Source organism: Streptomyces sp. KLMMK (assembly GCF_036961605.1).
Classification (GTDB): domain Bacteria; phylum Actinomycetota; class Actinomycetes; order Streptomycetales; family Streptomycetaceae; genus Streptomyces; species Streptomyces telluris.
In genome coordinates, this window is sequence record NZ_JBAMDC010000768.1 from 1 (window position 1) to 1,054 (window position 1,054).

A 1,054-nucleotide genomic window follows, 5' to 3' on the forward strand; every position below is an offset into this window, starting at 1 on the left:
ACACGCCCGCGCACCTGCTGTGGTGGCGGCGCCTGCGGCTGCACCTGACCCCCCGCTCGGTCCACCTGCACAACGCCCTGCGCCTGGCCGTGGCGCTGGCCTGCGCCCGGCTGCTCGTCGGCGCGCTCGACCCCTCACACGGCTTCTGGGTGCTGCTCGCGACCCTCAGCCTCATGCGCACCTCGGCGGCCGACACCCGGGCGGCCCTGGCCCCGGCCCTCGCCGGCACGGTCGCGGGCGCCGCCGTCGCCGCCCTCATGCTCTACGCCGCCGGCGACCGGCCCCTCTTCTGCGCCCTCGCCCTGCCCGCCGTCATCCTCGTCGGCTTCACCCTGGGGCCCCTGCTCGGGCCCGCCTGGACGCAGGCCGCCTTCACCCTCGCCTTCGTCCTGGTCTTCACCCAGCTCTCCGGCGCCGACCGGCAGCTGTCCGAGGTGCGGCTCCTCGACATCGCCGTCGGCGGTGCCGCCGGGGCCCTGGCCGGTCTCCTCGCCTGGCCCCGCGGCGGCCGCGGCGAACTCGCCCGTGACATGGCGGACCTCCTCGCCGAGGGCGCCGTCGCCTGCCGCGCCGTCACCGCCCTGCTGGGCGACGACCGGCTCCAGCGCGACCGCTCACAGGGCGACCCGCTGCAGGCCGCGCGGCGCGCCATGCACCTCGCCGAGGCCTCCTTCGCCCAGTACCTGACGGAGCGCATGCGCCGCAACCGGCCCGAGCCGCACTGGGAGGCGGCCCTGGCCACCGGGCGCACCATCGTGCACGGCGCCGAGCTGCTGCTGATGACCCATCAGGAAGGGTTGCGCGAGCCCCTCCCGCCGGGACCCGCCGCCGCCCTGACCGGGCTCGCCGGGCAGGTGGCGCAGGAGGTGCTGCGCGCGGCGGACACGCTGCGCGGCTCCGGGCCGCGCGAGCCCCGCACGACCGTCTCCCGCTACCCGGCGGAGGACTCCGGCCCCCTGCGGCGGGCGGCCGACCGGCACGGCATCGGCGACGCCCACGTCCTGCTCGTCGTCGACGCCGAGGCCTGGCTCACCGGAGTGGCCCACGACGCGGT

Annotated in this window: 1 protein-coding gene; it reads left to right on the forward strand. The window is 78.0% G+C overall.

What is annotated here, in order from left to right; all coding sequences use genetic code 11:
* A partial coding sequence (locus V7793_RS37845; protein ID WP_336014286.1) for an FUSC family protein occupies positions 1 to 1,054 on the forward strand: 1,054 nt, incomplete at both ends.